This is a genomic window from Variovorax sp. AC103 (assembly GCF_979254005.1).
In genome coordinates, this window is record NZ_CEEDFC010000005.1 from 270,473 (window position 1) to 290,460 (window position 19,988).

Annotated in this window: 22 protein-coding genes; 8 read left to right on the plus strand and 14 right to left on the minus strand. The window is 67.9% G+C overall.

All coding sequences use genetic code 11. The features are described 5' to 3' along the window. Positions 1 to 46 precede the first annotated feature (46 nt). Complete coding sequence (locus tag AC0IYU_RS09875; protein ID WP_472115838.1) at positions 47 to 322, plus strand: helix-turn-helix domain-containing protein; 276 nt, start codon at positions 47 to 49, stop codon at positions 320 to 322. Next, a complete protein-coding gene (locus tag AC0IYU_RS09880; protein ID WP_472115841.1) occupies positions 312 to 1,565 on the plus strand; it encodes a type II toxin-antitoxin system HipA family toxin in 1,254 nt (417 codons plus the stop codon). Before AC0IYU_RS09875 ends, AC0IYU_RS09880 begins: the two co-directional genes overlap by 11 nt. A gap of 122 nt (positions 1,566 to 1,687) precedes the next feature. Here AC0IYU_RS09880 and argC read toward each other — a convergent pair whose 3' ends face one another. After that, positions 1,688 to 2,623: an N-acetyl-gamma-glutamyl-phosphate reductase gene (argC, locus tag AC0IYU_RS09885; RefSeq protein WP_472115844.1), complete on the minus strand. Its 936-nt coding sequence runs from the start codon at positions 2,621 to 2,623 to the stop codon at positions 1,688 to 1,690. An 82-nt stretch (positions 2,624 to 2,705) separates the two neighbouring features. Here argC and AC0IYU_RS09890 point away from each other — a divergent pair, with 82 nt between their 5' ends. Next, positions 2,706 to 3,596 (plus strand): LysR family transcriptional regulator, encoded by an 891-nt coding sequence (locus AC0IYU_RS09890; RefSeq protein ID WP_472115847.1) that lies wholly within the window; start codon positions 2,706 to 2,708, stop codon positions 3,594 to 3,596. Positions 3,597 to 3,665: 69 nt separating this feature from the next. Here AC0IYU_RS09890 and AC0IYU_RS09895 read toward each other — a convergent pair whose 3' ends face one another. Next, positions 3,666 to 4,244: a dihydrofolate reductase family protein gene (locus AC0IYU_RS09895; RefSeq protein ID WP_472115850.1), complete on the minus strand. Its 579-nt coding sequence runs from the start codon at positions 4,242 to 4,244 to the stop codon at positions 3,666 to 3,668. 218 nt (positions 4,245 to 4,462) lie between these two features. On the opposite strand from AC0IYU_RS09895, the gene AC0IYU_RS09900 reads away from it, so the two are divergent. Beyond that, the gene (locus tag AC0IYU_RS09900) at positions 4,463 to 4,732 is read left to right on the plus strand and encodes a hypothetical protein (RefSeq protein ID WP_472115852.1); all 270 of its coding nucleotides are present in this window, start codon (positions 4,463 to 4,465) and stop codon (positions 4,730 to 4,732) included. A gap of 17 nt (positions 4,733 to 4,749) precedes the next feature. Here the strand turns inward: AC0IYU_RS09900 and AC0IYU_RS09905 are convergent, their stop codons facing one another. After that, complete coding sequence (locus tag AC0IYU_RS09905; protein ID WP_472115854.1) at positions 4,750 to 5,106, minus strand: hypothetical protein; 357 nt, start codon at positions 5,104 to 5,106, stop codon at positions 4,750 to 4,752. A 91-nt stretch (positions 5,107 to 5,197) separates the two neighbouring features. After that, a complete protein-coding gene (locus tag AC0IYU_RS09910; RefSeq protein ID WP_472115857.1) occupies positions 5,198 to 5,473 on the minus strand; it encodes a hypothetical protein in 276 nt (91 codons plus the stop codon). Positions 5,474 to 5,890: 417 nt separating this feature from the next. Between AC0IYU_RS09910 and AC0IYU_RS09915 the strand changes: the two genes are divergently transcribed. After that, the gene (locus tag AC0IYU_RS09915) at positions 5,891 to 7,159 is read left to right on the plus strand and encodes an HAD family hydrolase (RefSeq protein WP_472115860.1); all 1,269 of its coding nucleotides are present in this window, start codon (positions 5,891 to 5,893) and stop codon (positions 7,157 to 7,159) included. A 27-nt stretch (positions 7,160 to 7,186) separates the two neighbouring features. Here the strand turns inward: AC0IYU_RS09915 and AC0IYU_RS09920 are convergent, their stop codons facing one another. The 3 genes from AC0IYU_RS09920 to AC0IYU_RS09930 are packed head-to-tail and all read right to left on the minus strand — an operon-like array spanning position 7,187 to position 11,123. Beyond that, positions 7,187 to 8,599 (minus strand): c-type cytochrome, encoded by a 1,413-nt coding sequence (locus AC0IYU_RS09920; protein WP_472115864.1) that lies wholly within the window; start codon positions 8,597 to 8,599, stop codon positions 7,187 to 7,189. Next, positions 8,596 to 10,368, minus strand: a complete 1,773-nt coding sequence (locus AC0IYU_RS09925; RefSeq protein WP_472115867.1) for a GMC family oxidoreductase — start codon at positions 10,366 to 10,368, stop codon at positions 8,596 to 8,598. Before AC0IYU_RS09925 ends, AC0IYU_RS09920 begins: the two co-directional genes overlap by 4 nt. 14 nt (positions 10,369 to 10,382) lie before the next feature. Further along, the gene (locus tag AC0IYU_RS09930) at positions 10,383 to 11,123 is read right to left on the minus strand and encodes a gluconate 2-dehydrogenase subunit 3 family protein (protein WP_472115870.1); all 741 of its coding nucleotides are present in this window, start codon (positions 11,121 to 11,123) and stop codon (positions 10,383 to 10,385) included. Positions 11,124 to 11,277: 154 nt separating this feature from the next. Here AC0IYU_RS09930 and AC0IYU_RS09935 point away from each other — a divergent pair, with 154 nt between their 5' ends. Then, positions 11,278 to 11,859, plus strand: coding sequence for a peroxidase-related enzyme (locus AC0IYU_RS09935; RefSeq protein ID WP_435439353.1), 582 nt, complete (start codon positions 11,278 to 11,280; stop codon positions 11,857 to 11,859). 12 nt (positions 11,860 to 11,871) lie between these two features. Here the strand turns inward: AC0IYU_RS09935 and AC0IYU_RS09940 are convergent, their stop codons facing one another. The 3 genes from AC0IYU_RS09940 to AC0IYU_RS09950 are packed head-to-tail and all read right to left on the minus strand — an operon-like array spanning position 11,872 to position 14,953. Then, the gene (locus AC0IYU_RS09940; protein WP_472115873.1) at positions 11,872 to 13,632 is read right to left on the minus strand and encodes a phosphoethanolamine transferase; all 1,761 of its coding nucleotides are present in this window, start codon (positions 13,630 to 13,632) and stop codon (positions 11,872 to 11,874) included. A gap of 57 nt (positions 13,633 to 13,689) precedes the next feature. Then, entirely contained in the window at positions 13,690 to 14,262 is a 573-nt protein-coding gene (locus AC0IYU_RS09945) for a phosphatase PAP2 family protein (protein WP_472115875.1), read from the minus strand. Continuing rightward, positions 14,249 to 14,953: a phosphatase PAP2 family protein gene (locus tag AC0IYU_RS09950; protein WP_472115878.1), complete on the minus strand. Its 705-nt coding sequence runs from the start codon at positions 14,951 to 14,953 to the stop codon at positions 14,249 to 14,251. Before AC0IYU_RS09950 ends, AC0IYU_RS09945 begins: the two co-directional genes overlap by 14 nt. A gap of 142 nt (positions 14,954 to 15,095) precedes the next feature. On the opposite strand from AC0IYU_RS09950, the gene AC0IYU_RS09955 reads away from it, so the two are divergent. Both AC0IYU_RS09955 and AC0IYU_RS09960 read left to right on the plus strand, forming a co-directional pair. Further along, positions 15,096 to 15,770, plus strand: a complete 675-nt coding sequence (locus AC0IYU_RS09955) for a response regulator transcription factor (protein ID WP_435439358.1) — start codon at positions 15,096 to 15,098, stop codon at positions 15,768 to 15,770. Further along, entirely contained in the window at positions 15,767 to 17,134 is a 1,368-nt protein-coding gene (locus tag AC0IYU_RS09960; protein ID WP_472115881.1) for a sensor histidine kinase, read from the plus strand. Before AC0IYU_RS09955 ends, AC0IYU_RS09960 begins: the two co-directional genes overlap by 4 nt. 6 nt (positions 17,135 to 17,140) lie before the next feature. Here the strand turns inward: AC0IYU_RS09960 and AC0IYU_RS09965 are convergent, their stop codons facing one another. From AC0IYU_RS09965 to AC0IYU_RS09980, 4 genes are read right to left on the minus strand one after another with little or no spacing between them, the layout of a single operon-like run. Continuing rightward, positions 17,141 to 17,848, minus strand: coding sequence for a M949_RS01915 family surface polysaccharide biosynthesis protein (locus AC0IYU_RS09965; RefSeq protein ID WP_472115885.1), 708 nt, complete (start codon positions 17,846 to 17,848; stop codon positions 17,141 to 17,143). A 21-nt stretch (positions 17,849 to 17,869) separates the two neighbouring features. Then, entirely contained in the window at positions 17,870 to 18,292 is a 423-nt protein-coding gene (locus AC0IYU_RS09970; RefSeq protein WP_435439361.1) for an acyl-CoA thioesterase, read from the minus strand. Next, on the minus strand, positions 18,289 to 19,182 hold the full coding sequence (locus AC0IYU_RS09975) for a DMT family transporter (RefSeq protein WP_472116155.1): 894 nt from the start codon (positions 19,180 to 19,182) through the stop codon (positions 18,289 to 18,291). Before AC0IYU_RS09975 ends, AC0IYU_RS09970 begins: the two co-directional genes overlap by 4 nt. 14 nt (positions 19,183 to 19,196) lie before the next feature. Continuing rightward, positions 19,197 to 19,979: an SDR family oxidoreductase gene (locus AC0IYU_RS09980; protein WP_472115888.1), complete on the minus strand. Its 783-nt coding sequence runs from the start codon at positions 19,977 to 19,979 to the stop codon at positions 19,197 to 19,199. Between the last annotated feature and the right edge of the window lie 9 nt (positions 19,980 to 19,988).

Here is a 19,988-nt window from a genome sequence, read left to right on the forward strand (position 1 = left end):
TTCCGCTCTGCCCTCGCAGACGGTCGAGCCCATTGAAAGGCTCGGCTTGCGCCTTCGCGCGCACAGGGTGCACCGCGAATGGACGATCGCTGAAATGGCCGAGCGGCTGCTGTGCGCCCCCAACACCCTGCGCGCCCTCGAATCGGGCAAGCCCGGCACCAGCATCGGGCTGCTGGCCCATGCGCTGTGGCTTCTGGGCGAGATCGATTCACTCGACGGCGTGGCCCCGGCCCCCGCAGGGCTGGCCGCGAAGCGCCGTGTACGCAGGTCGGCCGTGCAAGGCGCCGCCGGTGTGATTGCGGAGGACGAGCGTGACTTCTGACAACGACGAGGGCGAGCGCCGCATCTACGTCGGCCTTGCGCACCGCAAGGGCGAGCAGGTGCAACCGGCCGGCCTGATGAAGGTCGCTCGCCGCGGCGTCGTGGAGTCGGGCGAATTCGCCTACGGCCGTCGCTATCTCGAAGACCCCGCTGCCGCGCCGCTCAACCCCGAGCACCTGCCGCTGCGCGACGCCGCCTTCGTGCTTGCCGAACGCCGCATCCGCGACGGTGGCGCCATGCCGCTCACGCTGCGCGATGCACTGCCCGACAGCTGGGGCCGCAAGGTGCTTGAGATCCGCCAGGGCAAGCCGCTCTCGGACATCGATGCATTGCTCCTGACCAACGAGGACCGCATCGGCGCCATGGTGTTTTCCGAAGCGTTGCCCATCCGAAGCGAGGAGCCGCCGGTCACGCTCTGGTCGCTCCAGGAACTCGCCGAAGCCTCGCGCCGCGTCGAGGACGGAATGGACATCGGCGCCGACATGCATCTGCTGCTGCGCGGCGGCAGCCTGGGCGGGGCACGCCCCAAGTCGGCATTTGCGCACGCGGGCCGGCGCTGCATCGCCAAGTTCGCATCGCGCGGGGATGACCACGACGTGGAAGTGATCGAAGCGGCCACGCTGTGGCTGGCCGATGCCTGTGGCATCGAAGTCCCGCCCTTTCTTCTGCAACCCCTTGCGTCAGGGCACGCCTTGCTGGTCGAGCGCTTCGACCGCGCGGGGCCGGTGACCGACGAGCGGCGTTTTCACTACCTCTCGGCCTCGGCGCTGCTCGATGTGCCCTATGAATCGAGCGGGGGGAGCTACGTCGAGCTGGCGCAACTGCTGCGGCGCATCTCTCGGCAGCCGCAGGAAGACCTGGCCGAGTTGTTCCGACGCATGGTGTTCAACCTGGCGGTGGGCAACAGCGACGATCACGTCAAGAACCATGGCGCGTTGCGAGGAGAAGACGGACGGTGGCGTCTGGCGCCTGCCTTCGACCTCGTGATGCAGCTGGGCGGCCACACCGGTTATCAGGAGCTCGCCATTCTTCCGGGGCAGCACGCGTCGAGCCTTGCGCTGGCGCGTGACGCGGCACCGCACTTCGGGCTGACGGCTGTCGTGGCGGAAGAAGTCATCGTTGCGATTGGCGAAACGGTTGCACTTCATGCAGCGGCCAGTGTGGCGTCTGCCGGAGGGAATCAGACGCTCGTGCGGCGCGTTGCGAGCTTCATCGAGCAGCAGGCTGAACGCATCGGGGCCTAGGGTTGGTTCGCGGCTTTTGGCGAGGACGCCGGCATCGGACGGCCGCTCTTGGGCTGGTAAATCTGGAGCAGCTTCGGTCTGACCGCGCTCTCGGCATCAACGCTTCGAATTCACAACGTGGGCTATGAAGCCCTCGCCATCAGTCGCAGGTTCTGCACGGCCGCGCCCGCTGCCCCCTTGCCCAGGTTGTCGAGAACCGCGCTCAAGACGATCTGGCCTGTGCGTTCATTGCATGCGACCGCCAGGCTCATGTCGTTGGAGCCGTTGTGGACTTGCGGGTCCAGGTCGGTCAGGGGCGCGGCAGACGACATCGGCAGCACATGCACATGCGCCGCATCGCGATACCGCGCCACCAGGCATTCATGGATGCGCGCGCCCGAAGCCTCGGCGGGAAGCATGCGCGCGTGCAGGCCAATGGTGAGCACGATGCCCTGCCGGTAGCTGGCATAGGCGGGCACGAAGAGGGGCCGCTGCGTCAGGCCCGCATACAGCTCGATTTCCGGCACGTGCTTGTGCTCGAGTTCCAGCCCATACACCTTCAGCGAATGCGCCGCGGCCCCCGCGCCCGCCTTTGCGCCGGCCTCGTACGCTTCCGCCCCCGCCCTGCCCTGGCCCGAATAGCCCGAGACCGCATGAATGGCGAGCGGACAGTCGGCGGGCAACAGGCCCGCATCCGTCAACGGTCGCAGCAAGGCGACCGCCGCGGTGGGGTAACAGCCCGGATTCGTCACCCGTGGTGCCGAGGCAATGCGTTCGCCTTGCCGTGCATCGAGCTCCGGCAGGCCGTAGACCCAACCCGGGCTGGTGCGGTGCGCCGAGCTGGCGTCGATGACGCGCACCGAAGGGTTCTCGATCATTGCCACCGCATCGCGCGCCGCGGCATCGGGCAGGCAAAGAATGGCGATGTCGCACGCGTTGAGTGCTGCCCGGCGGGCATCCGCGTCCTTGCGCAGGTTGGCAGGCAGTGTGCGGATGCGGAATTCCCCGCCCCGCAGGCGGTTCTGCAGGTCGAGGCCGGTGGTGCCCTGGTCGCCGTCGATGAAGATATTGAGGTCCATGGGCAGCGATCGTAGGCATTCGGCTTCGATGGCTCCAGCTAAATATAAGCAACACTAAATTAAGAAAAGTTAAATTAGCGGCATGCGTGAACTCAGCCTCGACCACCTGCGCACCCTGGTTGCCATCGCCGACCTCGGCTCCTTGGCCAATGCCGCGCGCGCCCTTCACCTGGCGGCCCCCACCGTCACCGTTCAGATCGCGGAACTCGAGTCGCGCCTGGGCGGCCAATTGCTCGTTCGCGGGCGGGGGCCCGCGCAGGCGACCGCGCTGGGCGAGCGTTTCATCGCGCGTGCCCGCAGGCTGCTGGCGGACGCGGACGATGCGGTGGAAGACGTCAGGCGCCAGCTCGCTGGCCAGACGGGCCGCGTGCGGGTGGGCGCCTCGACGGGCGCCATCGCGCACCTGCTGCCGCCCGCGCTCCAACGCCTGGCCAAGAACCATCCCGGCATCGACGTGAACGTGCAGGTGCTGACCTCCAACGACAGCATGGCCCGGCTCGCGGCGGGCAGCCTCGACCTTGCGGTGGTGGCGCTGCCGCAGACGCCGGTGCGCGGCGTGCATGTCACGCCCCTGCGGCGCGAGGCCGTCGTCGCCTTTCTGCCGGCCGACTGGAAGGCACCGAAGCGGCTGACCGCGCAGTGGCTGGCGCAGCACCCGCTGATCATGAACGACGCCTCCACGCGCCTGTACCGGCTGACCGCGGAATGGTTTTCCGCGGCGGGCGTGCATTGCCGGCCGCGCATCGAGCTCAACTACAACGATGCGATCAGGACGCTGGTCGCCGCCGGCTACGGCGCGGCCTTGCTGCCGCAGGAATCGCACGAGCCCGCGCGGGACCCGCGCATCGCCGTCCGTCCGCTGAGCCCGGCACTGTGGCGCCAGCTGGGCCTGGCGGTGAGCGACCGCGGCGCCAGCGGGCCGACGCGTTTCGTCCTGGACGCTTTACTTCCTGAAAAGAATTCGGCCACATAGGTCCGCGCTGGGCCGCACGGCAGCCCGCTGAGGGCGACGCAACATGGCACCGCTGCGATGTCGGATGGACTAGCCGGTCTTCAAGGGCCCGGCGACCTTGTATGCATTCAGAACAAGGCCCGACGGCATTGCTTTCGTCGTGACGAGTTCGAGGGAACGTGCCGGCGTGCCGTCCGCGAAGAAGCGTTTTCCGGTGCCCACCAGGACCGGATAGACGATCAGCAAGACCTCGTCCGCAAGCCCATGTTCAATGAGCGCAGAGGTCAGCGTGGAGCTACCCCACAGTACAAGGTTCGGCCCCGCCTGCGACTTGATGCGGCGCACGCCTTCGATGATGTCCGGCCCCACGCTTTCGAACGGCCCCCATGCAAGGCTTTCGGGGCGATGCGTTGCGACAAATTTCGTCGCCGCGTTCAGGCTGTGCGCCATCGGTCCGCCCGGTGCCTTCGGCCAGTAGCCCGACCACATGTCATAGGTGCGGCGGCCTAGCAGCAGATCGAAGGGGCTGCCCTGCGCGGCGAGCACCTCATTCAGGCCGGCGGGGCTCCGGTAGGGCGCGGTCCAGTCGGCGTACGGAAAGCTGTCTTCCCCGGAGCTTTGAATCACGCCGTCCAGCGAGATGTGCGCCATGATCTTGAGCGTTCTCATGCGGTTCCCCGTGCTTGGGTTGGGAGGTGCGGCTCAGTGTCCCCGGCGAGGCAGTCGCCGTGCCGGCAGCGTGCTGCGGATGGTAGTGGAGCCCGGCGGCGGCGTCGACAGCCACCGGCGAAAAACGCCTACAGCGCAAGGCATCCGCCGCGTACGCCGGCATTCGCGCAAGCGGCTAGTGTCGATGGCACAAAACCACTCCAACACAAGGACGTCTCATGAAGCTCTCTCGCACTCTGCTCGCGCTTACTGTTGCTGGCGCGTTCCTCTCCATGGCCGGCGCAGCCGAAGCCAAAGGCTGCATCAAGGGCGCCGTGGTGGGCGGTGTCGGCGGGCACGTCGCAGGGCATCACGGCCTGATCGGCGCGGCGGGCGGCTGCGTGGTCGGGCGGCACATGGCCAACAAGAAGGACAAGGAAGCGGAAGCAGCCGCCGCGGCCCAGCGCGCGCCGGCAGACGCCTCGGCCCACGCCCCCGCCCGGCAGTAGGCAGGCGCAGGCGCGCGTCAGACGCGAAACCAGATCCTGCCCGTCACGTACAACGCGTAGACCAGCGCCAGCACGAGCCACAGCAGGTAGAACATGTTGGCCCAGTAGTCGGAGGCATGCGCGGCCAGGGTGTAGGCGTGGACCTGGCAGGCCCTGCCCACGCAGGGCACCTCGGCGCGAACCAACGCGCGCAAGAGTGCGAACACGAAGTAGCATGACAGGCCGGCCGTGACGACGAAACCGAAGGGCCCGACGAAGCCTTCGGTGCGTTGGTCGTTCTGGTCCCTGTAGCCTTTGCGAAGCATGTTCTGCCCGAGGCGGTACCAGACAAAGCCGACCAGCAGCATCAGTGAGTAGTAGACGAGGGAACGCATGCCGGGGATTGTCCATGGTGCATCGCCCGTTGCCCATTGCCCGTCGCAAATGACGGACTGCGAATCCGCAGCCCGTCAGGTCGGCCGCCGGCTACGTGCCGGCGCCGCCCTCGGGCGCGTTGCGCCGCGCCGTCTCGCTCGCCTGGAACAGTTCGCCGGCCTTGCGCGCCAGATCGGCCGCAAGCCAGAGCATGTTGTCCAGATGCCGAGGCCCTTCACCACTGCACCAGTCGATGTCTTCCCCGTGGCAGGCCCACAGGAGAGCTTCGAGCTGAGAGAGGGTGTTTTCGAGAAGATCCGACGGGTCTTGGGCGTTTCCGTCGGGGGATACCGGCGTGCGAGGCCGGGCTATAGTCTTGGTAGCCATTTTTGTGCGGTCCTTTAGAGGTAAGTGCACTTCTTTGGTTAGACGGTCGGGGTGCTACTAACACCCTGGCCGTCGCCTTTGATACCTCGCATTTGCATCGCTGCTTTCGCACCGACAACCTGCCGCGAGGCAAGCAGCCTTCAAACATGCAATGGGTGTGTGTGTAGCGCCTTCCTTGTCCCCTAGTTGGGGTAGTGAGTGACAGGGGCATTCACTGTAGAGAACAGCGCGGGCCTTGTGGCCGCCGCGTGCGGCATCAAGTCTCGATTCCCGCCAACAAATGCAGCTTCCGCCGTGCGACGTGAACGCATGCCGGCCGCGCAGCCTGGCACGGCTGATGCGTAGGTCGCTGCGGAAGTGTCACGGGCGTTGCATACGCTCGGCGCTCCTTATCTGCAACACAACAACAGGGAACGCATGCAACGCAGACTCGCCCTTCTCACCCCCATGGCCGCCGCGCTCGTCGCCTCAGGCTGCGCCAGCTTCTCGCCCGGCAACAGCCAGGCCCTGGCCCCAGGCCAATGGGACGCCTTCAACCGCGCGCAGATCGAAGGCCTCATCGCCAGCCTCGGCAAGGGCAGCCCCGGCTACAACGCCGCCAAGCCGCCCTACGTGGTGTTCGACTGGGACAACACCAGCGTCTTCCTCGACATCGAAGAGGCCTCGCTCATCTACCAGCTCGAGAACCTGGTCTTCGGCGCCACGCCCGCGCAGCTCGAGGTGGCGCTGCGCAAGAACATTCCGAAGAAGGACTTTCTTCCCGCCTTCAACAACGCGGCCGGCCAGGCCGTGAACATCGACCGCGTGGTGCCCGACATCGTGGCCAGCTACACATGGCTGTACCGGAACTACAAGGGACTGAAGGGCGACCAGTCGCTCGCGGTGGTGGCCATGAGCCCGCACTACGGCGCCTTCACCACCAAGGTGCGCTACCTGTACGAAGCCATCGGCGACACCTTCGACCACGACACGGCCTACCCCTGGGTGACGTACCTGTTCGCCGGCATGACCGAGGCGCAGGTGCGCAAGCTCACGGCCGACACGGTGGCCTGGCAGCTGAAGGAGCCCGTCGCCAAGGTCAAGTGGACTTCGCCCACGGCGCTGCCGGGCCGCGCGGGCGTGGTGTCGGTCAGCTGGAAGAACGGCCTGCGCCTGCAGCCCGAGATGCAGGACCTGTACGCCGCCTTTCGCAACGCGGGCTTCGACGTGTGGGTGTGTTCCGCATCGTTCGTCGACGTGATCAAGGAAATTTCTTCCAACCCCGCCTTCGGCTACAACAACCCGCCCGAGCGCGTGCTGGCGATGGAGCTGGAGCGCGACGCCCGGGGCCTGATACAGCCCGAGTTCCGCCGCGGCTACGACCAGACCCAAGGCCCGGGCAAGACAAAGAACATCCAGCGCTTCCTGGTCAGCAAGTACGGCTACGGCCCGAGCTTCGTGGCCGGCGACAGCGAAGGCGACCAGAACATGATGGCCGACTTCGCCGACACGAAGAAGGTGCTGATCGTCAACCGCCTGCGCGACCCGAAGACCGACATCGGCAGGTTCTCGGCGATGGCGGTGCAGAACTACGGCAAGGCCGACACGCGCTACCTGCTGCAGGGGCGCGACGACAACACCGGCGCGTGGGTCGCCTCTCAGCTGCACACGCCGCTGGGCGCGTCGGCGGGCAAGGCGCTGAAGTAGCGGCCGGTGCCCTGCCCCCGCGGCCTGCTACGGGCTCTTGGCTACCGGCTTGATTGACTCGCGCACCTTGGCCACCTGCGCGGTCGTCACGGCCTCGCCCTGGTTGCCCCAGCTCGACCGCGCAAAGCTCAGCACGCTGGCCACGTCGGCATCGGTCAGGCGCCAGCCGAAGTCGGGCATGGCGATGGGCGACGGCGCCTGCGCGGTGCTGGGCATGGCCGAGCCCGCGAGCACCAGGCGAATGAGCGAGGTCGGGTCTTTCGCGTTCACCACGCTGTTGCCGGCCAGCGCCGGAAAGGTCTTGTTCGCGCCCGTGCCGTCGGAGCGGTGGCAGGCGTTGCAGTTATTCAGGTAGACCATCGCGCCGCTGTTGCCCTCGACCGTGCCGTTGCGCAGCGCCAGCGAGCTCGGGTGCTGCGGTGCGGCCGCGACCAGGGAGGTCTGCGACGGTGCACTCTGCACACCTTCCTTGGCGCCGAGCGACTGCAGGTACGTGGCCACGGCCTTCAGGTCCTGCGTGGACAGGTGCTGCGTGCTGTTCTGCACCACGTCGACCATCGCGCCGAAGGCGGCGGTGTGGCCGGTGCGCCCGGTCTGCAGGTACTGCACGATGTCCTCGGACGACCACTGTGCCATGGTCGGCCGGTCGGTGTGGCGCAGGGGCTGCGCGTACCAGCCGTCGATGATCGCGCCCGACAGGTACACCTCGCCCTTGCGGTCGCTGGCCGCCTTCACGCCGCCGAGCATGCTGCGCGGCGTGTGGCAGTCGCCGCAATGGCCCAGGCCCTGCACCAGGTAGGCACCGCGGTTCCACTCGGCGTTGCGCGCGCTGTCGTTCTGGTACACGCCCTTGTCGAGGTAGATCCAGTTCCAGCCGATCATCAGGCTGCGCATGCTGAAGGGCCACGGCAGGTCGGTGGCCGGCGGCTTCTGCGCGACGGGCTGCACGCCGTTGCGAAAGAAGGTGAACAGCGCATGCATGTCTTCGTCGTTCACGCGGGCGAACGACGGGTACGGCATGGCGGGGTACAGGCGGTGGCCGTCCCTGGCCACGCCTTCGCGCAGCGCGCGGGCGAACTCGGCCTCGGTGTAGGCGCCGATGCCCGCTTCGGGGTCGGGAGAGATGTTGGTGGAAACGATGGTGCCGAACGGCGTCTTCATCGGCAGGCCACCACCGAAGGCGGGCTTGCCCGGCGCGGTGTGGCAGCTGACGCAGTCGCCGGCGCGCGCGAGGTAGCGGCCGTGCTCGAGCACGGGGTCTGCGGCGGCGGACGCAGGGGCTGCGGCAGTGACCGGCGCTGCCGGCGTCGCGGCGGCAGGTGCGGATGGCGCCGATGCGGCCTCGGCAGGCGCATCGCTCTTTTGCGCCACGGCCCATGCCCCTGCGCACAGCAACACGACGGCCGCGGCGATGCCGCCGTACACACGACGCGCGCTCATGCCAGCGCCCCCGGGCTCTTCAGATACTGCTCGCGGATGGCCTTGGCCGCCCAGTACGCCAGCGCACCCACCATGCCGGTCGGGTTGTAGCCGAAGTTCTGCGGGAAGGCGCTCGCGCCCATCACGAATACATTGGGTACGTCCCACACCTGCAGGAAGCGGTTGACGGCGCTGGTCTTCGGGTCGGTGCCCATGGGCGCGCCGCCGGTGTTGTGGGTCGACTGGTAGAAGCGCACGTCGTAGTGGGCGTCGGGCTTCTGGAAGTTCAGCTTCATCTGCTTCGGCCCCATGGCCTTGGCGATCTGCTCGACCTTGGTGCCGATGAATTGCGTCATGGCGAGGTCGTTGGCCTTCCAGTCGAAGGTCATGCGCAGCAGCGGCTGGCCGTGCACGTCCTTGTAGGTCGGGTCGAGGTCGAGGTAGTTGTCGCGGTAGGCCATCACCGAGCCCTGGCTGCCCACGCTGGCCTGGTAGATGTAGTTTTCCTTCACGGCCTTCTTCCAGCCCGCGCCCCACGCCGGCGCACCAGGCGGCAGGCTCATCTGCTGGATCGGCCGCCCGCCGGTGTTGATGGCATTGATGGTGGCGCCGCCGATGAAACCGAGCGGCCCATGGTCGAAGTTGTCGCCGTCGAAGTCGTCGATCACCGAGCCGCTGGCGCCCGCGCCGACGAAGGGGTTCATCGGCTGGTTCTTGTCGAAGAACAGGCTGGCGCCGCCGTTGAGCTGGTAGGCATAGTTGCGGCCCACCACGCCTTCGCCGGTGGCCGGGTCGTACTTCTTGCCGATGTTCGACAGCAGCAGCAAGCGCACGTTGTGGAACTGGTAGGCGCACAGCACCACCAGGTCGGCCGGCTGCTCCACCTCGTTGCCTTCGGCGTCGATGTAGGTCACGCCGGTGGCGCGCTTGCCGTCGGGCGACATGTTCACCCGCAACACATGCGATTTGGTGCGCAGCTCGAAGTTGGGCCGCTTCATCAGCACCGGCAGCAGCGTGGTCTGCGGCGAGGCCTTCGAGTACATGTAGCAGCCGTAGCGCTCGCAGAAGCCGCAGAAGTTGCACGGCCCGAGTTGCGCGCCGTGCGGGTTGGTGTAGGCACGCGACGCGTTGGCGGCGGCCTGCGGGAACGGGTGGTAGCCCAGCTCGCGCGCGGCCTTCTCGAACAGCACCGCGCTGTTGACAGAGGCCAGCGGCGGCAGCGGAAACTCGTTGGCGCGCGCGCCTTCGAAGGGGTTGCCGCCGGGCTGGATCTTGCCGCCGATGTTGCCGGCCTTGCCCGAGGTGCCGCAGATTTTCTCGAACTGGTCGAAGTGCGGTTCCAGCTCTTCATAGCTCACGCCGAAGTCCTGGATGGTCATGCCCTCGGGAATGAACTTCTTGCCGTAGCGCTCTTCGTAGGTGCTGCGAATGCGCAGGTCGCTCGGCAGCGGGCGCCAGTGGTGGCCGTTCCAGTGCACGCCCGCGCCGCCCACGCCGTCGCCGGGCAGAAAGGAGGCGAGCTGCCGGTACGGCACGGCGATCTCGGCCGGGGTGTGGCGGATGGTGACGGTCTCGCGCGAGAGGTTCTGGAACAGCTTGCCGCGGATGCCGTAGCTCAGCTCGTCGGTGATGCGCGGGTAGGCGAAGTCGGGCTGGGTGTCGCGGTTCTCGCCGCGCTCCAGCGCCAGCACCTTGAGGCCGGCGCCGGTGAGCTCCATGCCCATGATGGCGCCGGTCCAGCCGAAGCCGACCAGCACGGCGTCGACACTGGGTTTCCTGATGTTTGCCATGGTGCGTGCGCCCCTCAGCCCTGCGGGCCGGCGATGCTCACCGGCGGCAGGTTGTACTTGACGCCGGGTCGGTCGACCCAGTCGGCGTAGTCGGCGCGCGCGCCGGGGAAGCCGATCATCTTCCAGGCGGCGGCGTTCTTGTTGCCGCCGTGGATGGGGTCGCTGAAATAGCCTTCCTTGGTGTTCTGCAGCAGGAAGCCGAAGAAGTCGGTCGCGCCCACGCCGTCGAGCGTGACGCTGCCGGCCTCCAGGCCCTTGAGTACCTCGTCCTGCTGCGCCGCGGTGAGTTGCGCGAAGGGCTTGTCGGCGAACTGCTTGCGGCAGTACGCGTCGGTGGCCGCGATGCCCGCGCGGTACACCTCGCGTGGCGGCATCTTCTTCTGGTAGCCGAACAGCGGCGACACCTCGACGAACGGGCCCTGCATGTACCAGGTGGCCGCATGGCCGAAGGCGCCTTCCATCTGCCGGTCGATGAACTCGGGCACGCCCGCTTCGATGGCGCCGGGGCCGGTGTCGTCGGAAGGAATGAGCCGGCCCACCGCGGCCTGCACGAAGGTCCATTCGTTGGCGTTGAAGTAGACCGGGGTGTAGGCAGCCGCGGGACTGGGCGAGGCGGCTGGGGCCGGGGCCGATGCAGCGGGCTGCGCCAGCGCCGCCCCTGTGAGGCCACCGGCGCCGAAGGCCGTGGCGGCCGGCACGATGGCGATGGACCGGCGCAGGAAGCCGCGCCGGTCGGAATGCGAGACGTCTTTCATCGCGTTATGTGCGGCATGGGGCCGCGTGTTGTTGTGCGAACGTTCATCATCGCGATACGGCGCGCAACATCTTGTAGGAAAGTGTCTTGCCTATCATGGAAGTCGCGCGACGCCTTTCAAGGCGCTTTCAAACCGACAACCCGACGGAGACAAGATGACTGCAACCCGCTACCCGCTCGCCGAACTGAAGGACCTGCCCGAGGACATCCGCACCGCCATCCTCGCGGTGCAGGAAAAGGCCGGCTTCGTGCCCAACGTGTTCCTCGGCCTGGCCCGCCGGCCTGCCGAATGGCGCGCCTTCTTTGCGTACCACGACGCGCTGATGCTCAAGGAGGAAGGCTCGCTCACCAAGGGCGACCGCGAGATGATCGTCACCACCACCAGCGCGGCGAACCAGTGCCTGTACTGCGTGGTGGCGCACGGCGCGCTGCTGCGCATCTACGAGAAGAAGCCGCTGGTGGCCGACCAGGTGGCGGTCAACTACCGCAAGGCCGACATCACGCCGCGCCAGCGCGCGATGCTCGACTTTGCAATGAAGGTCTGCGACCGCTCGCACGAAATCGACGACAGCGACTTTCCGCCGCTGCATGCCCATGGCTTCGACGACGAGGACATCTGGGACATCGCGGCCATCACCGCCTTCTTCGGGCTGAGCAACCGGCTGGCCAGCTTCAGCGGCATGCAGCCGAACAACGAGTTCTTCCTGATGGGGCGGCTGCCCCGGGAAAAGAAGTAAGGCCCGCCGCCTTCAGCCCTTGGCGCGGCAGGACGCGAGCGCGTCGAGGGCCGGCTTGTAGGTGGGCGTGGTCACATCCATCACGCCCAGCACCGTGTGATAGAGGTTGTCGTGTGTCAGCGGCGCATCGAGCCCCGCTTCCATGCACGAGCGCGAGAGCTTGCGCCGCTCGCTCAGGCCGTCGCTGAACCACGTGACCATGGGCACGTGCTTCTGCGCCTCGGGGGCGAAGCTGTACGGCACGCCGTGCAGGAACAGGCCGTACTCGCCCAGCGATTCGCCGTGGTCGCTCACGTAGAGCATTCCCGGGTCGTAGGTCTTCGACTGGGCCTTGAGCCAGTCGATCGTTTCGCCGAGGAAGCGGTCGGTCTGCGCGATCGAGTTGTCGTACACGTTCATCAGCTCGTTGTGCCCGCACTCGGCCAGCGCATTGGTCTTGCACTCGGGCTGGAAGCGTTTCACGTCGGGCGCGGAACGCTTGTAGTAGGCGGGGCCGTGGCTGCCCATCTGGTGCATGACCAGCACGATGCCCTTGGCGCGCCGTTCGGCTGGCAACGCGGCGATGCGCTCGTCCAGGTTCTTGAGCATCACGTCGTCGAGGCACTCTTCGCCGTCACACAGCGCCTTCTTGGTGGCCGCGTCGAGGCCGTCGAAGGCCGAGGCGTTCGGAACGCGCACGCACACGCCCTTGCAGCCGGCCTGGTTGTCGAGCCAGAACACGGCCAGCCCGGAGGCCTGCAGCACGTCCATGAGCGACTCGTAGTCGTCCTTGCGCGACTCGTAGCCCTGCTTGCCCAGCGGCGAGAACATGCACGGCACCGAGGCCAGCGTGTTGGTGCCGCAGGAATGCACGTCGCGGTAGCTCAGCACGCCGCGCTTGGCGAGCTCGGGCGTGGTGTCGCGCGCATAGCCGTTCAGTGCGAAGTGGTCGGCCCGCGCCGTCTCGCCCACCACCACCACGAACAGCGGCGGCTTGGCCTGCGCCGCGTAGCTCGCGCCCAGTGCCGTGCCGGCGGTGATGGAAATGAGCTTGCCGCTGCGCTTGAACAACGGCTTGATGAGCAGCGAACCTGTGGAATACAGGGTCGCGATGGGGTTCATCATGTAGCGCAGATGGATGTTGTTGCGCATCAGGGGCGCGAGCTCGCGGTTCATCGCCACGGCCGCCGCCAGCGCCACGACCACCGCCAGCAGCAGCAGGGCCGCATTGCGCCACAGCTTGGACAGGAAGCGCATCGGCATGATGCGCACGCGCCAGAGCGCCCAGCCCGCCGGCAGCGCGACGACCAGCACGTTGAAGGCCATGCGCCAGCTCAGCAGGTCGCGCGCCTCGTTGGGGTCGGTCTGCAACGCGTTGGCGATCATGGTCGGGTCCATGACCACGCGGTATTCGAGCATGTAGTGCTGGACCACGGCGGCCAGCACGACCACGGCGAACCACACCGGTTTCATCCAGCGCGACCAGGCCGTGAACGACAGCATGGCCACAAGGCCGCACAGCGTGAGCAGGCTCATCACCGCGATGGTGGGCAGGTAGGTGCTCGGGGCGCCGCCGATGCGGGCCAGGTCGGTCCAAAGGGGCCAGTTGGTGGTCAGGATCAGGTAGAGGCTGAGCCACAGCACGACGATGCCGGCCGAGCGCGGCTGCACCAGCCACCGGTCCAGGCGCGCCCACAGGGCGCCGTCCGCGGATGACTGCGAGGTTCGTGCCTCGTCGGGCTCAGGGATATCCAGGCGCCGCAAGGAGTGCGGCGCGATTCGCGAAACAGACATGTGACGAATGTAAAGAGCTCGCCTGAAGGGAGCCTGAACTGGTCATTCAGTCGGCGTTCATGCGCTGCGCACCCGGGTTCGCCACCGCGCCAGGCGCAGGCGTGGCGCCGCCAGGCGGCCCAGCGGCCGGCTGACGCGGCGCTCCACCACGATCGACACCAGCGCCCCCAGCATCACGGCCGCCACGATGTCGGAGGGGAAATGCAGTCCCAGGAACATGCGGCTCCAGGCCACCACCGCCGCCACCAGCAGCGCCGCGCGCATCGGGGCGCGCGAGGGCAGGCACCAGAGCGAAAAGGCCACGGCGAACGCCCCCGCGGCATGCAGGCTGGGAAAACCGGGGCGCGCGCCCTGCGGCACCCATTGAATGCCGAGGCCATAGAACGCGGGCCGCGGAATGGGGGCCATGGTGCGAATCAGGTTGACCATGAGCCACACCACCAGCAGGCTCGCCAGCGCCGTGAAAAGCGCATGACGCCAGCGCCCGCCGACCAGGGCGCACACGCCGACGGCGAGCATCAGCAGGGCCGGCAGCACGTCGGAGGCGAACTCCGCGAAACGCAGGCTCCACCCGGGCACCGAGGCGCCCGCGTTGACGAGCCGGAACAGGGCGAAGTCAAGGTCCTGCATGGGCGGGGATGGCCGGCTTCAGCACGCGTGCACGGCCGCGCGTGAGCGCGACCTCGATGGCGAAACCGACCGCCCAGCAAACCCAGCCCGTCCACAGGGTGTGGCTCATGTAGTGAGCGCCGCGCAACTGTTGCGCCACCCCCAGCACGAGCCCCGCCACCACGGCCACGCCCAGCCAGACCGCCGCGGCACGCCCGGACACCCGGCGCAGCACGAAATACCCGCCCACGTAGGCGAAGGCCGCCGACGCATGGCCGGCCGGGAAGCAGCCGCCGGGGCCGCCGTCGTTGACGCCCCAGGACCAGTGCGACACATAGCGCGCCACGCCGCCGAACTCCTGCAAGTCCCAGGGGCAGCTGGTCCGGCTCAGGTTCTTGAGCAGGCTGACGGCGATCACCGAGGCCAGCACGGTCAGCGCCAATTGGGCGCGGGCGCCCATGGGCAGGCGTTTGAGGAAGCCGAGCGGCCAGCGGATGGCGGCGAACAGCCCGATCACGAGCACCCAGCTCAGGTCGCGCGCGCCTTCATGCATGACGTGGACCATGAAGGGGTTCGAACGCAAGGGAAAGCCCATGGCAGAGCCCGCCATGCGCGCCAGCCACAGGTCTCCACCGGTTGCGTCCCATGCCATCACTGCAGCGAGCGCGACGAGGGTCAGCACCCCCAGGCGAAAATTCGGGAAACGTGTCATGAACGAAGGCAAGACTGAAAAACAGTCGCGAGCCTACGTTTGCGGCATGAACCCAGCCTGAAGCGACCTGAACCGAATCTGACCGGGCAATCAGCCGCAACTCGGTGGCGCTAGACTCATTTCTTTCCTGGAAGGACATGGTGTGCGCATATTGCTTGTCGAAGATGACACCGCGTTGGCGGACGCCGTGTGCAGCTACCTGCTGGCCAAGGCCTTCGTGGTCGACGTGGCGCCCAGCCTGGCCGACGCGCGCGGCGCCCTGCTCTCGGTGCAGTACGCGGCGGTGCTGCTCGACCTGCACCTGGGCGACGGCGACGGCCTGTCGCTGCTGCCGCAGGTGCGCGCCCTGCCCGAACGCCCCATCGTCATCGTGCTGACCGCGCGCGACCAGGTGACCGACCGGATCCGTGGGCTTGACGCCGGTGCGGACGATTACCTCACCAAGCCCTACGACCCGGCCGAGTTGCTCGCGCGGCTGCGTGCGGTCGAGCGGCGGCGCAGCGCCAGCAGCTCGCCGGTGCTGAAGCTCGGCACGCTGGAGATCGACCTGGCGCACGACATGGTGCGCAAGGACGGCGCGCCGATCACGCTGACCCAGAAGGAATGGGCGCTGCTGCGCGTGATGGCCACGCGGCCCGAGCGCATCCACACGCGCGAGAACCTCGCGGACGCGCTCTACGGCTTCGGCGACGAGGCCGACAGCAACACGCTCGAGGTGTTCGTCAGCCGCTTGCGGCGCAAGCTCGGGCGCAGCCACATCCAGACGCTGCGCGGCCTGGGCTACCGGCTGTCCACCTCCGGGGACGACGACGAATGAGCATCCGATTGGCCGCGGGCGCGCGCGACTCGCTCGCCGGGCGCCTCACGCGCACGCTGATCCTGTGGGTCGGCGGCGTGTGGCTGCTGTGCGTGTTCGCGGTGGTCTGGTATGTGGACCGCGAGATCAACCACAACTTCGACAACGAGCTGGTCGAGGTGTCGCACCGCATGTTCGACATGGCGGTGCAGGAGCTCGACAAGCTGCAGCACGTGAGCGGCAACGGCGACAGCAAGGCCCCGCGCACCCCGCTGGTCGCGCCCAAGCAGCTGTTCTCGGAAGACGCGGTCATGTACCAGGTGGTCGATGTCCACGAGCACGTGCTGCTGCGCTCCGCCGAGGCGCCGGTGGACGCCTTCGACGTGCCGCTGGCCGCCGGCTTCGCCAACAACCAGGCCTGGCGCATCTACACCGTGCGCCACCCGGCGCTGGACCTGTACTTCCAGGTGGCCGATCCGCTGGACGAGCGGCGCCGCGCGCTCAACCGCACGCTGTTCGGCCTGATCATTCCGCTGGGGGCCGTGCTGCCGCTGCTCGCGCTGGTGCTGCGCAACGTGGCGCGCGCCGAACTGCGCGTGCTGCAGCAACTGGCCGGCGAGATCGAGAAGCGCAGCGGCGCCGACCTGCGCCCCATCACCCTGCCCGGCCTGCCACAGGAGCTGCGCTCGGTCGGCGACCACGTCAACCGGCTGCTGGAGCGGCTGTCGCAGTCGCTGGACGTCGAGCGTGCGCTCGCCGCCAACGCGGCGCACGAGCTGCGCACGCCGCTGGCAGCGGCGCGCCTGCGCCTGCAGACCGCGCTGGAGCACGACCTGCGGCGCAACGACGTGCAGGCCGCGCTCGACGCGCTGCAGCTGCTGAGCCACCGCGCCGAGAAACTGCTGCAGCTCTCGCGCGCCGAATCGGGTGCGTCGCTGACGCGCGCGCGGGTCGACCTGGTGCAGCTTGCGGGCACGGTGGCGCAGGAGTTCTGGCAGGACCCCAACGTCAGCGAACGCCTGGCACTGAAGGTGCCCGACAGCGCCGCCCCGATGGCGCTCGGCGACGTCGATGCGTTGGCCATCGCCCTGCGCAACCTGGTGGAGAACGCCCTGCGCTACGGCGGGGGCGGGCGCGTGGCGATCGAGGTGATGACGCCCTGCGCGCTGGCGGTGCGCGACTTTGGCGCGGGCGTGAACGTCGAGCAACTGCAAACGCTGCAAAAGCGCCACGTGCGCCACAGCTCGGACCGCGCAGGCTACGGGCTGGGCCTGTCGATCGTGGGCACCATCGTCGAGAAGCACCAGGCGAAGCTGCTGCTGTCGTCGCCGCCCGCGGGCGCCACGCAGGGCTTCGAGGCGCGCATCGTGTTGCAGCCGGCCTGAACTTCTTCAGCGCCCGGCGGCTTCCTTCCTGGGCACGTAGACGTACGAGTTGTCGAAGCCGAACTGGCCGGCGCCGGCCATGACCGACATCTTCTTCACCAGGTGCTGCTGCACCGCCTTGGGCAACGCGAAGTAGTTGCCGTTGGCGGTGGTCTTTCGCTCGCCGTCGTAGTGCCCCGTGATCGCATGGATCGTCGCCTTGCTGCCCTTGTGGAAGGTCACGATCTTGATGCGGCCCACGTAGTCGTCGTTGTCGATGTGATCTGCGCCGTCGGGGTTGTAGAAGCGGTACACCAGCACCGGGTCGACCAGCCCGTCGCCGTCGATGTCGGCGAGCTCGAAGAGCTTGGCGCGGAAATTGACGCCCGCCTCGTCCTTGCCCGCGAAGTCGCGTATCGACCATTCCTGCGTCAGCGTGTGATCGCCCTCGATGCGGTACAGCGAGGCCCGGATGGCCGAGGACAACTGCTCCTCGGGAAACGGCAGGTCCTGCTTCTCGCCGAGCAGCAAGGCGTGGCTGCCGGCCTTGTCGGTGTAGCAGTAGCGCTTGAACACGGGCAGTTCGAAGCCGGCTTTCTTCAACGCCTCGGCGCTCAGGAACGGCGCGTTGGCCGGGCATTCGCGGGCGGCGGCGCTTACGCCGGCCTGCGTCTGCGCATGGCTGCCGGGGGCCAGCAAGGCCAGGGACGCGAGCGCGAGGACCGTGAATTTCATCGGCGTTCGATGGCTTTTCTTCTACTCGCTCACCAGCGTGCGCAGCCAGTCGGGCAGCGCCAGCGCCTTCTGCTTCGGAAAATCGACCCAGATGGTGGTCGCGCCGCCGGCCGCGCAGATCACGTCGGGCGCCTCTTCGCGCGCCATGGTGCCCCAGCTCTCGAAGGTGGTGCGGCCCGGGTCGCTCACGTACATCTTCAGTAGCACCTTGCCGGGGTACTCGATCTGCCGGTAGAAGTTGCAGAAGGCGTTGACGATCACCATGCCCTCGCCGCCGGGCTCGGGTTCGAAGCCGATGGAATGCATCCAGTCGATGCGCGCGGTTTCGAGGTAGCGGAAGTAGGTGCCGTTGTTCAGGTGGCCCATGGCGTCCATGTCGCCCCAGCGGATGGGAATGGACATTTCGTACACGAGCTTCTTCTTTTCGGGAATTTCGATTCTCATCGGTGCGCCTTGATGGATGCGAGGATGCCCAGCACGAACAGCAGCGCCGCCACCCACTCGGTGGCCTGCGGCCAGCGGCCGTCCCAGACGAAGGAATAGAGCAATGCGAACAGCGTCTCGCTGACGATCAGCTGGCCGCACAGGCTCGCTGACAGCCGCTGGCTCGCGATGTTCCAGAGGATGGTCGCGAGCCACGACGAGCCGAACCCGCCCGCCAGCGCGATCCACACGAAAAGCGTGCCGTCGGGGCGCGACTGCAGCGTGGCCAGGTCGCTGCCCGCCACCAGCCACAGCAGCAAGGCGCCCAGGCCGGTGGCAATGCCCAGCCAGTTGGCCCAGTCGGTCGCGTTGAGTTCGGTGTGGCGCTGCAGCCAGGCGGCGTTGAGCAGGCCGTAGAGGGTCCAGCTCACCATCGCGCCCAGCGCGAGCGCAATGCCCCAGCCGAAACGCGCTCCCCCGCCGCCCGTGCCGTGCTGCGCGGCCCACGCGCCCCAGATCATCAGAGCGATGCCCGCGCCCGTGAGCAGCAGCCCCGGCAGCAGTGCGCGCATGCGCAGCCCTGCGGGCCGGCCGAGCAGCATCATCCAGACGGGAATCGTGCCGATGATCAGGCTGGGCACCTCGGTGCCCGCGGCCTCGATGCCGAAGGCCAGCAGCAGGTAGTAGCCGCTGAAGCCCAGCACGCTCAGGCCCAACGCCGCCAGCGCCTGCCGGCCGCTCGGCCACCGCACGGCGGCAGGCCGTGCGAACACCGCGAGCCCCGAGATGGCACCGAACACCAGGAAGCGCGACGCGGTGATGTCGACCATGCCGAAGTGGCCCACCATGCGCGGCGCCACGAACACCAGCCCCCACAGCGCTCCCGCCGCCAGGCCGGCGGCAACGCCGATCCAGGCCCGCGGGCTCAGAGTGCGAACCCGTCGTCGGCCGCGATGACGGCGCCGTTCACGAAATGGCTCTGGCCGCTGGCCAGCAGCACGATCAGGCCGTCCAGGTCCTCCGGCTTGCCCACGCGCTTGCGCGGCAGCATGCCGACCAGCTTGGCGCCGGCTTCGGTAGACCAGTGTTCTTCATTGAGCTCGGTCGCGATGTAGCCCGGGCACAGCGCGTTCACGTTGATGCCAAAGCGGCCCCACTCGAGCGCCATGGCCTTGGTCATCTGCACCACCGCGGCCTTGCTCATGCAGTAGGTGCCGATCTGCGGCATGACCTTGAGCGCCGCCGAAGAGGCGATGTTGATGATGCGCCCGCCGACGTAGGTGCCCGGCGCCTTGCCCCTGGCGCGCGCCAGCATGCGCTTGCCGACTTCCTGCGCGACGAAGAAGGAGCCCTTCACGTTGGTGTCGAAGATGTAGTCGTAGTCGTCGGGGGTCACGTCCTCCAGGCGTTGCGTGGTGCTCACGCCCGAGTTGTTGACCAGCACGTCGATGGGGCCGACCTCGGTCTCGGCGCGCGCCACGGCGGCCTTGATGCTGCCGAATTCGGTGACGTCGAGGTCGACCACGTGGGCGTCCCCGCCCTCGCCTTCGATGCGCGCGCGCAGCTCCTTGAGCTTGTCGACGCGCCGGCTGGCCAGCACCACCGCGGCGCCGGCGCGTGCCAGCGTTTTCGCGAACTGGGCGCCAAGCCCGCTGGAAGCGCCGGTGACGAAGGCCACGCGGCCGGAAAGATCGATGCTGTAGGCCATGAACTTGAA

Coding starts and splice junctions, on each gene's coding strand:
- argC (WP_472115844.1), bottom strand. CDS start 2,623: ATGGACCTCAATATCTTCATCGACGGCGACCAGGGCACCACCGGCCTC.
- AC0IYU_RS09890 (WP_472115847.1), top strand. CDS start 2,706: ATGCGTGAACTCAGCCTCGACCACCTGCGCACCCTGGTTGCCATCGCC.
- AC0IYU_RS09895 (WP_472115850.1), bottom strand. CDS start 4,244: ATGAGAACGCTCAAGATCATGGCGCACATCTCGCTGGACGGCGTGATT.
- AC0IYU_RS09900 (WP_472115852.1), top strand. CDS start 4,463: ATGAAGCTCTCTCGCACTCTGCTCGCGCTTACTGTTGCTGGCGCGTTC.
- AC0IYU_RS09905 (WP_472115854.1), bottom strand. CDS start 5,106: ATGCGTTCCCTCGTCTACTACTCACTGATGCTGCTGGTCGGCTTTGTC.
- AC0IYU_RS09910 (WP_472115857.1), bottom strand. CDS start 5,473: ATGGCTACCAAGACTATAGCCCGGCCTCGCACGCCGGTATCCCCCGAC.
- AC0IYU_RS09915 (WP_472115860.1), top strand. CDS start 5,891: ATGCAACGCAGACTCGCCCTTCTCACCCCCATGGCCGCCGCGCTCGTC.
- AC0IYU_RS09920 (WP_472115864.1), bottom strand. CDS start 8,599: ATGAGCGCGCGTCGTGTGTACGGCGGCATCGCCGCGGCCGTCGTGTTG.
- AC0IYU_RS09925 (WP_472115867.1), bottom strand. CDS start 10,368: ATGGCAAACATCAGGAAACCCAGTGTCGACGCCGTGCTGGTCGGCTTC.
- AC0IYU_RS09930 (WP_472115870.1), bottom strand. CDS start 11,123: ATGAAAGACGTCTCGCATTCCGACCGGCGCGGCTTCCTGCGCCGGTCC.
- AC0IYU_RS09935 (WP_435439353.1), top strand. CDS start 11,278: ATGACTGCAACCCGCTACCCGCTCGCCGAACTGAAGGACCTGCCCGAG.
- AC0IYU_RS09940 (WP_472115873.1), bottom strand. CDS start 13,632: ATGTCTGTTTCGCGAATCGCGCCGCACTCCTTGCGGCGCCTGGATATC.
- AC0IYU_RS09945 (WP_472115875.1), bottom strand. CDS start 14,262: ATGCAGGACCTTGACTTCGCCCTGTTCCGGCTCGTCAACGCGGGCGCC.
- AC0IYU_RS09950 (WP_472115878.1), bottom strand. CDS start 14,953: ATGACACGTTTCCCGAATTTTCGCCTGGGGGTGCTGACCCTCGTCGCG.
- AC0IYU_RS09960 (WP_472115881.1), top strand. CDS start 15,767: ATGAGCATCCGATTGGCCGCGGGCGCGCGCGACTCGCTCGCCGGGCGC.
- AC0IYU_RS09965 (WP_472115885.1), bottom strand. CDS start 17,848: ATGAAATTCACGGTCCTCGCGCTCGCGTCCCTGGCCTTGCTGGCCCCC.
- AC0IYU_RS09970 (WP_435439361.1), bottom strand. CDS start 18,292: ATGAGAATCGAAATTCCCGAAAAGAAGAAGCTCGTGTACGAAATGTCC.
- AC0IYU_RS09980 (WP_472115888.1), bottom strand. CDS start 19,979: ATGGCCTACAGCATCGATCTTTCCGGCCGCGTGGCCTTCGTCACCGGC.